The organism is Ruegeria lacuscaerulensis, from assembly GCF_013031245.1.
In the GTDB taxonomy this organism is placed as follows: domain Bacteria; phylum Pseudomonadota; class Alphaproteobacteria; order Rhodobacterales; family Rhodobacteraceae; genus Ruegeria; species Ruegeria lacuscaerulensis_C.
Genome location: NZ_WPZL01000063.1, coordinates 1 through 10,373, shown reverse-complemented (window position 1 = coordinate 10,373; position 10,373 = coordinate 1). Strand labels below are relative to the sequence as shown.

Genomic DNA, 10,373 nt, shown 5'->3' with positions numbered 1-10,373 from the left:
CGGGTCCAGCCAGTCTGCGGACCAGGATCTGAAGGTGTCACCAAAAGGAGATCCGGCGCATTTTTCTGCGTCCGGGCATTCCGATGCCCGATACAAGTAGTCGCCAACATGGATAACCAGATCCGGCGATCTGGATGCGATTTCCTCCAGGATAGAACTTAAGGGCCAGGCTGTTGGATCATTACAATTCTGTACTCTGCTGCCGCGAATTCGGCACCCGGTATCCCCGATCACGACAATCCGTTGCACGTTTGGATTGAGCGTTGGCAGCGGGTTTCCTTCAAGCATTATCTTCTGAGCCAGTTTTGGCGCGCGGTATTCGCAAACCAGATGAGGAAACTGGTCCTCTGGCATCACTCGCTTTTTCATCGCAACAGCCTGACCATCGATTTGCAACAAAGGGCAGTCAGTTGAGGCAGATATTGCTCTTACAACGATTTGATCATCGGGTCCGAGTTGGACCCAACTATGCAGCACGTCAGCTTTGGAAGACAAAACCGTGAAACACAGCCAAACCCATGCCGCGAAAACGAGTGAAGCGGTTTTGGTCAACATGCCGACCCCTCTTTCGGAAAATGCTACAAGCTTAGGTATGAGGCCCCGTAAGTCCAGTGAATATCAAATCCTGCTGACTCAAGCGGATCAAAGGGAACTCAGTTCAGAACATCCGCCATTTGTCAACATGACCTAGTCAGCCAATTATTCTTTGCTTGATATAGAATTGATGAAAGAATGCACCGACCGAATAGGTTTGCACGGCCCGCAGCAGAACGCGCTTTTGAACATTTGTCGCGATGCGGACTGTACCATTCGACAATCAAAACACGCGAAGGTGCAAGGGGGGATTTTGACTAAGGTTCTGTTGGTAGAAGACAACGAAATGAATCGCGATATGCTTTCGCGCAGATTGGCGCGCAAAGGATTTCATGTCATTACCGCAAAGGACGGTTTGGAGGGCGTTTCCATGGCCGGCAGCGAAAATCCGAACATCATTTTGATGGACATGAGCTTACCGGAAATTGATGGGTGGGAGGCTACACGGCGTATCAAGGGAGCGCCCGAGACAGCGACGATCCCAGTGGTTGCCCTCACCGCGCATGCGATGGCCAGTGATCGGGAGAGAGCACTGGGTGCAGGTTGCGACGACTTCGATACCAAACCTGTTGAGCTTAGCCGTTTGCTGGAAAAAATGGAAAAATTGCTATCTGCGTCGTGACGAAGAACCGCTCAGTCCACAGCAGTTTTGCGTTGGGTGACATAGTAGGTTCTGACCTGACCCTTGCCTTTTATCCTTGTGTCGACGGGTTCAGAGACTTCAAAACGATGCCCGACCTGGCGGGCGGTGGCCTCGGATACCTGTACCCGGCCGGGCGTGCCGGTTGATTCAAGACGGCTGGCAAAATTAACCGTGTCTCCCCAGACATCATAAAGGAATCGGTGCGACCCGATTATCCCAGCAACCACTGGCCCGCTATGCACGCCAATCCTGATGTGCATCGGGTAATCCGTTTCAAGGTTCAGCGCCTCGACCTGATCGAGCATCCTTAGGGCCATTTCGACGATCACTTCGGCATGATCTTCACGACCGTTTGGCACCCCAGCGGCGACCATGTACGCATCGCCAATTGTCTTTATCTTTTCGACGCCAAGTTCCCTCGCTGTCCTGTCAAAATCCGAGAAAATCCGATTTAGATAATACACCACGTGCGCTGGTGGGAGATTGGCCGACATCTCTGTAAATCCAACGATATCGGAGAAGAGGACCGTTACATCGTTGTAGCGATCGGCGATTGTGGTCTCACCGCCATTCAGGCGTGTCACGATCTGTTGTGGCAGAATACTGTGCAGAAGGTCTTTGTACTTTTGTTTCTCCGTTTCCACCTGTTCAAGAAAATGGCGTTCGCGTTCCCGCCAACGTTTTTTCTCCAGCGTCGCGCTGATCCTGGCTTGCAACAGAATGAGGTTGAATGGCTTGGGCAGGTAGTCCTCGGCTCCGGCCTCAATGCACCGCGCGACGCTTTCGATCTCATCCAGAGCTGAGATCATAATGACGGGGATATCACGTAGGGTGTCATCCGCTTTCAATCGGGCCAAAACATCAAAACCATTGATATCCGGCATCATCAGATCAAGCAGAACCAGATCGAACGGATGTTGGGACAACAATTCAACGGCGGAGTAACCTCCGTCGGCGATCGACACCTGATGCCCGTCCCGCTTTAACCGGCGCGCCAACAAATCCCGGTTGGCCTCTACATCATCGACAACAAGGATTTTTCCGGTTGGCGCACCGGTGTCGGTGATTGGGGCGAGAGGTTGCATACTCTGAACCAGACTTGCGAACATCGCTGCGGTATCCAGAGATGTATCAGGGACTTTTGTGTCTTCGTCCGGCGCTTTGTCAGACGGCGCAAGGTTGTCGATATGTTTCAGTAGGGCGTCGGTATGTTCGAGAAGCCCACATAGGTCCGCCTCCAAACCCCCGGCATTCCGGTCATCAATATCCTCCAGCAACATCTCACTGTAGCCTTTGATCGCATTCATCGGGGTGCGCAGATCGTGACGCAGCCGATTTACCCCCTCATTACCACTGATCGTCAACTTCAGGGCCGTGTCGGGATGCAGAAGCTGGTCGACCAACGCCTTTAACTCAGTCGTTGCCTGAGAAATTCTGTCCAGATCAGAGGCAACTTCATCCAGCGTCAGACGCCCGGCTCCGCTTTGAAGCAACTCGTTTATCCCGACGATGGCGCTGACCGGAGAGATCAGGTTTTGGCGCAAATTCGCCAGCCAGACCGCCTGTGCGTGTTGTGCTTCGTTTTCCGGGCGGTCATTCACAGCCTACGTTTCCCTTGTCGGCGCAGGCCGGGACGCAACCAGGATATCGTTCAACTGGTTCAAGATTGTTTCGATTTCATCCCCGTCCTTGCTAATCAGTGTCTCGACCGATCCACTCAGCCGCGCGCGGTCATCGATTGACAGAATTTTCGCGGTGACAACGATGACAGGAATGTCCTTCCAATCCGGGTTCTTCCGCATCCCCGCCAGAAATTCAAAGCCGTCCATCTCGGGCATCATGAGATCCAGCAGGATGACGTCCGGTACGGTTTTGGACAGGTATTGAAGGGCGTCCAGCCCGTTGACTGCCTGTTCAACCTGCCAGCCTTCCTTGCACAGGACGCGGCTGATCATTTCGCGCGTTGCGGCCTCATCCTCTACGATCAGAGCCCGGGGGGTCGGCAGGGCCGGACAATGCTCTTTTAGCGCGTTCAGGAGTTCGACCGTGTCGATCGGTTTGCCCAGGTATTCACTGGCGCCCAGCGACAACCCGCGCGTTCGGTCCTCTGCGAATGTCAGCATGATGACCGGTATGTATGCCAGCTCCGGATCGTCTTTCAGTTTGGACAATACAGCCCAGCCATCAATCTCAGGCATGAACACATCCAACGTGATGGCGTCAGGCTTGGTCTTTCGGGCAAGTTCCAGCGCATCATCGCCCCTTGTCGAGGCAAGAACACGGTATCCCTCTCTGCGCAGCCGCCGCCCCAAAAGGTCATGCACCGTCGGGTCGTCATCCACCAGCAGAACCAGTGGAGCATTTGGGTCGCCGTTTAGATCGTCCTCGGAATACCCCGTGTCCCGTAACAAATCCGTTGATGGGTCGCGGCAGATACGCGGCAGACGAATGGTGAATGTTGAGCCTTCACCGAGAGTGCTGTCGCAGTGAATATCGCCGCCCAACTGCTCACAGAAAACCTTGGTGATCGACAGTCCCAAGCCGGTACCACCATAGTTACGCGTCGTGGACGAATCCGCCTGTGTGAATGCGTCAAAGACTTTGTCGGCTTGTTCAGGCGACATGCCGATGCCCTGATCGATCACCGTAAAATCCAGTTGATCTGGTTCATTCGATCGACGAACCGACAGAGTGATCGTCGCGTTTTCTGTGAACTTGCAAGCATTGGACAGCAGGTTGAGCAGTGCTTGACGCACCTTGGTCAGATCGCAGACCATTTCGCCGATGTCCTCGGAGCACGCTATCTCGAGGATATTGCCGTTCTTCTCGGCCAAGGGTCGCACCGTGGTATTGACGTCTTTGACCATCTGGAAAACGTCGAACGTTTCCAGATTGAACTCCATCTTGCCGGCTTCGATTTTGGACAGGTCCAGAATGTCGTTGATCAGCGCCAGCAGGTGTTTCCCAGCAGATTGAATTTTTCGAAGATCGCTCAGGTTTGCCCCATCATTTTGGTCGATGGCTTCCTCGAGCATCAGCTCGCTATACCCAATAATCGCATTCAGCGGCGTGCGAAGTTCGTGGCTCATGTTGGCGAGGAATGTACTTTTGGTTTTGTTGGCAGTTTCCGCGATATCCTTCGCCACGCGCAGTTCGCTTTCAACTTGCTTCTGGGTGGTAATATCGCGGCCGTAAATATTCGCATACCCCCCTTCCGGAACAGGCCACAACAAGAGGGCAAAGATCAGACCACCAGCCTCATACTCAAAATCTTGCCGTTGATCTTCGAGCAAACCTTTGGCGACACGCTTGCGCCAACCTGTTCCTACACGGTCGCCAACCTTAAGCTGCAGTGCTTTGATCAATGGAGCGCTTGCCTTATTGGCATAAACCAGTTTGCCTTCATCGGTGATGCGCAAGACCGGGTTGGGGTTCTCTTCAGGAATACGCGCCAATTCGCGCATCCGCTTTTCGGCCTGCTTAAGTTGCGTGACGTCCCGCCCGTAGAGGTTGACGTGCTTGGCGTCCGGTACCGGCCAGAGCAGCAATGCGTAGACCATGCCATCGGCGTGACATTCAAAGTCCTGTCGCTTGTCTTCCTGCAGCCCCTTCTTGACGCGGGCTAACCAGTCCTCAGTGACGTCCGCCCCGACTTTTAGACCCAAGGCTTCCAGCATGGGATCGCTGGCCTTGTTCGCAAAGAGCAACTTGCCGTTATTGCTGATACACATCACCGGATTGGGGTTTTCCTCGGGGATATGTGCAAGCTCGGCATTGCGTGCTTCGACCTTCTTCAGTTCGGTGACATCGCTGTAGATCGCGACCGTTCCGTTATCACGGGTCTTGCGCTCGCTGATCTTGATCCAGCCCCCTGATGTCCGGCTTTGCATCTGGGAGCCTTCCGGATTGTCGTGACGTTTCAGCCGTTGCGCCAGCCATTCTTCTTCTCGACCGACCGCGTCCGAGATCACGTTGAGCGAAAGCGCTTTTCGAACAACCTGTTCGAACGTCATCCCCGGTTTGACCAGATCTTCGTGGCCTGGATACAGCATCCTTCGATACGTCTCGTTCGCCAGCACCAAACGATCATCGGAATCGTATAGTGCAAAGCCTTCGGGAATGGAGTCTACGGCATCGACTATCCGGTCCAGTGCCCGTTTCGTTTCATCCGGTTCTGACACAGGGTGATCGTCGGATCGGTTCATTTTTGCGCTCTCCATTGGGCGAGACCAGCACATCGGTGAAACACTGTATTCAGGTTTCCCGACTTCTCTGCAGTTGAATAGAAATGCAGAAGCAAAACAAGGCTGTTTCGGCCTGCATGTCCGCATCGGGGGGCTGAGGCAACTGTCGTAGCAGGGTTTCCGTCGGCTCCGGTAGCTCTCAAAAATTCAGATTAATGCTGCGGAAGGCAGCCAACATGACGGCAAGCCAGGAAAGACATCAATGAAAATCGTCGAGGCGCGTGTGTGGATGGCTCCTGCATTGCAAGAGGTTTTTGTGATGATGGTGGTCTGTCGATACAGGTGTGTGCGCCTCTAACCTAAAGGGCACTCGTGTCACCACCCATATTCTTTTTGCCGTGTACTTTCTCTCTGAACCGCTGCGCAATGATGTAAAGGGATGGGATGACAAATATGCCTACAAGAGCCGCTGCGATCATCCCGCCGAACACCGGCGTGCCCACACCTCGGCGAGCGAGCATGGAGGCGCCGTCGGCCACAACCAGCGGGTAGAGCCCGGCGATGAATGCAAAGCTGGTCATCATGACCGCGCGGAAACGCGCGCGGGCACCCTGAATGGCGGCATCTACAGCGCTCAGACCCTGCCGGTACCGATCCATTGCGAATTCGACGATCAAAATTGCATTCTTGGCGGCAAGCGCGATCAGGACCACCAGTCCGATCTGGGCGTAGAGGTTGTTCTGGAGCCCCAGTAACAACAGTGCACCCAAGGCGCCGCAGACCGCGAAAGTGACCGAGAAAAGCACGGCCAGCGGTATCGTCCAGCTCTCGTAAAGTGCGACGAGAAAGAGGTATGCGAAAAGCAAAGCAAGCCCCAGAACAATGGGTGTCTTTCCGGCGGCCTCGATCTCTTGCTGCGCTGTTCCCGTCCAATCGTAGCTGTAGCCCTCCGGCAGGGTCTGGGCAGCAATTTCCTCCATCGCCGCGATGGCCTCGCCCATAGACACGCCCGGAGACGGTCCACCGTTAATGGTGACCGCCTGGAAATTATTGTAGCGGGCCAGCAATTGCGGACCCAGAATGAGTTCCACGTTCGCAACAGCGCGCACCGGCACCATATCTCCGTCACGGTTTCGCACGTGAATGCGCGCGATATCTCCGACATTGGCCCGGTATTTCTCATCAGCTTGCAGGTTAACCTGCCAAGTCCGGCCAAAGAGATTCATGTCGTTCACATGGTACCCGCCCAATGTGACCTGCATGGCCCGGAACAGGTCGTCGACATTCACGCCAAGTGTCTGCAGCCGTTTGCGATCGAGATCGAGGTTCAGCTTTGGAGATTGCGCAGAGAAAGTTGTGTAAACTCCGGACAGTCGGGGATCGGCATTGGCGGTCGTGACAAGCCCCGCCGCGGTCGCGCCCAGATCCAGTATGTTATCGCCGTGAAGGTCCAGAAGTTCGAATTCGAACCCGGCACCGGTGCCCAGTCCGAGGATTGGCGGCAGATTGAACGGGAAGGCAATCGCATCTTCCAAACCAGCAAACTCGCGCCGGACTTGCCGGATCGAGGATCTGACGGACAGAGCGGGATCGGTCCGGTCTTCAAACGGCTGCATGATCGCGATGCCAAACCCGCTGTTCGACTTGTTCAGGCCGTCGACAATGCTGAAGCCCGTGACTGTCATGACGTCCTGCACTCCCGGTGCGGATTTGATGATGGTCGATACGTCCTCCATCACTTTGGACGTGCGATTGATCGAGGATCCTTCGGGCAGTGCGACCTCTACAAAGTAAGCCCCTTGGTCTTCGACCGGCAGGAAGCCAGACGGCGTGATCTTGAACAGCCAGCCTGCGCCAAAAAGGGCAAAACCAAGCACTAGAACAGCCAGGATTACCCGTCGGGCAAGAATTGAGACCGCATAGGCATAGCCATCGCGCGCGTTGTCTATGCGGCGCGATATCCAGGCAAGTGGCCCGCGTCTGGGGGTGCTCTCACGGCGCAGCAGCACCGCGCACAGGGCCGGGCTGAGCGTTAAAGCATTCAGAGCAGAAATCAGCATTGAAAAGGAAACAGCCACGGCGAATTGCTGGAACATCGTTCCCGTAATGCCGGGAATGAATGCAACCGGTACAAACACCGACAGCAGCACACAGGTTATGGCCAGAATAGGGGCCGTAATCTGCTTCATCGCTTCGCCTGTGGCTTCGGCCACGGTCATTTCAGGGTTTTCGCCCATGACCTTTTCGACGTTTTCGATCACAACAATCGCATCGTCCACGACGATACCGATTGCAAGCACCAGCGCCAGCAACGAAACTGTATTGAGAGAGAACCCCATAGCCAGAATGAATGTCAGTGCACCGACAAGCGAAACCGGAACCGCGATGAGCGGGATCAGAGCCATCCGAAGGTTGCCCAGAAACAAAAAGACCACGATCACGACCAGAGCAAATGCCTGTATTAACGTCTTTACGACTTCGTCGATACTGGCGCGGACGAATGTCACTGAATTGTATGGCACACTCCAGTTGACCCCGTCAGGAAAGGCGCTTTGCAGTCCTGTCAGTGCCTTGTTTATGCCCTTTGAGGTATCAAGGGCATTTGCCCCCGGCTCAAGATAGACACCGATCATCGCGGCCGGTTTGTTGTCAAAAGAGGAAAACGAATCCTGTGTTTTTGCACCAAGCTCTACCCGCGCAATGTCGCTTATCAGAACAAATGAGCCATCTGGAAGGGCGCGCACCACAACCTCTTCAAATTCGGCGATGCTGCTCAACCGGCCTTGCGTTTGGATATTAAGCTGAAAGGTCGGGTCATTTGTCATCGGTTGCGCGCCGACACGCCCCACAGCTGCCTGAACATTCTGTGCGTTGAGCGCCGCGATCACATCGTCGACGGTCACCGAAAGATTGGTCATCTTGTCGATGTCAAGCCAGATCCGCATCGAATAGTCCAGCTCCCCGAAAAGAGTTGCATCCCCTACGCCGGGGGACCTTTTGATGCTGTCCATAACGTTGATTGTTGCAAAATTTGACAGGAACAAATCGTCATTCTTCGGGTCGTCTGAAGTAATGGCCACGACCTGCAACAGCGCCGACGACTTCTTTTTGGTGCTGACACCTGCGCGCGTTACCTCTTCTGGCAGTGCGGACATGGCCAGGCTGACACGGTTCTGCACATTGACAGCGTTGATATCGGGGTCGGTCCCGGGTTCAAAGGTTACCTGCAGGTTATAACTACCATCCGAACCGCTCGTAGATTTCATGTAGAGCATGTCGCTGACACCAATCACCTGTTCTTCGATGATCTGGGCAACGGTTGACTCGACCACTTCAGCCCCGGCCCCGGGGTATTTTGTTGAAACCTGAACCTGAGGCGGCACGATGTCGGGCAGCTGCTCCACCGGCAGTTGCGTTATGGAGATCAGACCAGCCAGCGTGATCACAACCGAAATGACGATGGCAAATCTGGGACGGCGGATGAACAGTTGCGAGATCATGAGATCAGTTGCCGCCAGCCGCTGATGAGGTGTTTTGGGGAGTGGAAACACTCACCTCGACACCGGCATGGACGCGCTGCAAGCCATCGGTGATGACCTGATCGCCTTCATTCAGACCGTGCGAAATGACGGCTTCGGTCCCTTCGGTCCTGTCCAGTTGGATCTGATTTTTCTCAACTTTTCCATCGCTTCCGACGGTGAAGACAAAATAGCCGGACTGATCTCTCTGCAAGGCCGTGGCGGGGATCACCAGCGATTTATCCTGCGTGGGATCGGTAACGACGACCCGCACCAGTTGGTCATCGATGAGCGATCCATCAGGATTGGGAAAGGCACCGCGGACCAGAACGGAATCCGTTCCCGACTGCACCCGCGTATCAATCACGTCAATGTTGCCCATTTCACCGTATGCTGTGCCATCGGCGAGGATCAACTGCAGCTTCAGAGGTTCGGTGTTCGACGCCTTGGCACGGCGTGTGCGAAATTCCAGAAGTTCGGCTTCGGTCACCGGGAACGTAACGTGGATTGGGTCAATGCTGGACAGCGACAGCAGGGCTCCACCCTCTGGGCTGACGAATGCGCCCACGGACAGATCCGTCAGCCCGATTCTACCGTCAAAGGGTGCGGTTATTTTTGTGTAAGACAGGTCAAGCTGGGCGTTTTGGAGACTGCCCTGTAGCTCAAGCACATGCCCGTCGGCCTCACCTTGCTGCGCCTGTGCTTTCTGAACGACCGCTTGCGGAGTATCACCTGTGGAGTAGAGCTTTTGCTGTCGGTCAAGCTCGATATCAGCAAGCTTCTTTGCTGCTTGTGCGGCTTTGATCTGACCCTGAATTTCAGTGACAGTCGCCTCGTAAGAATCCGGTTCGATCTCGATCAGGACATCTGCCGCCGTCACGGTCGAGCCATCCTTGAAATTGATGGATTTCACAAAACCGGGCACGCGCGCAATCAGGTCGACACGATTCACCGCCTCGATTCGTCCAGTGAACACTTCGGTCAACGATACCGGCTTCATTTCTGCCGCCGTCACGGTCACTTTGGGCTTCGTTTGGCTCTCCTGCGCCATGACAGCGGGAGGGGCCAAACCTAAGTGCAGAAAAATTGCGGCGACTAACAGCCTTACTGACAAGGTTCATCCTCCTTGAATAATTATGCAGGTAATCTCGTTGAAACAACGGTAACGTAATGCAGTAGAAAATCCAGCAATTGACATTGAGCACCTTGCCGAGCAACTCAACCAATTGGAGGCCTTTGCTAATTAAGCAAAGCGGCTTGGTCTCATACTGCTGTCGCTGATACGTTGAGACTGTTGCGAAATCTATGAGTTCGGCAGGTCTCTGATCCCGCGGGTGCAGCGAATGTCAGCGGAGAGGGTCGCGGCCGCAGCATCTGAGACATAGGTCGCGTGACCGCTATGGGCCGGTCTAATTAGACTTGGGTCTCAATCTG

General features: G+C 54.6%; 5 protein-coding genes. 1 reads left to right on the top strand and 4 read right to left on the bottom strand.

Translation table 11 applies throughout. From position 1 onward, the window contains the following. Positions 1-724: 724 nt before the first annotated feature. Positions 725-1,216 (top strand): response regulator, encoded by a 492-nt coding sequence (locus GOX66_RS24730; RefSeq protein ID WP_170766455.1) that lies wholly within the window; start codon positions 725-727, stop codon positions 1,214-1,216. A gap of 11 nt (positions 1,217-1,227) precedes the next feature. On the opposite strand, the gene GOX66_RS24725 is transcribed toward GOX66_RS24730, so the two are convergent. The 4 genes from GOX66_RS24725 to GOX66_RS24710 all read right to left on the bottom strand — a co-directional run bounded on the left by GOX66_RS24725 (position 1,228) and on the right by GOX66_RS24710 (position 10,053). Next, entirely contained in the window at positions 1,228-2,838 is a 1,611-nt protein-coding gene (locus tag GOX66_RS24725; protein ID WP_214652769.1) for an adenylate/guanylate cyclase domain-containing protein, read from the bottom strand. 3 nt (positions 2,839-2,841) lie between these two features. Then, on the bottom strand, positions 2,842-5,442 hold the full coding sequence (locus GOX66_RS24720; protein ID WP_170766453.1) for a response regulator: 2,601 nt from the start codon (positions 5,440-5,442) through the stop codon (positions 2,842-2,844). A gap of 338 nt (positions 5,443-5,780) precedes the next feature. Then, positions 5,781-8,921: an efflux RND transporter permease subunit gene (locus GOX66_RS24715; protein WP_170766451.1), complete on the bottom strand. Its 3,141-nt coding sequence runs from the start codon at positions 8,919-8,921 to the stop codon at positions 5,781-5,783. Between the two features lie 4 nt (positions 8,922-8,925). Beyond that, positions 8,926-10,053 carry an efflux RND transporter periplasmic adaptor subunit gene (locus GOX66_RS24710; protein ID WP_170766450.1) on the bottom strand — a complete coding sequence of 376 codons (1,128 nt, stop codon included), beginning with the start codon at positions 10,051-10,053 and terminating at the stop codon, positions 8,926-8,928. Positions 10,054-10,373: the final 320 nt, after the last annotated feature.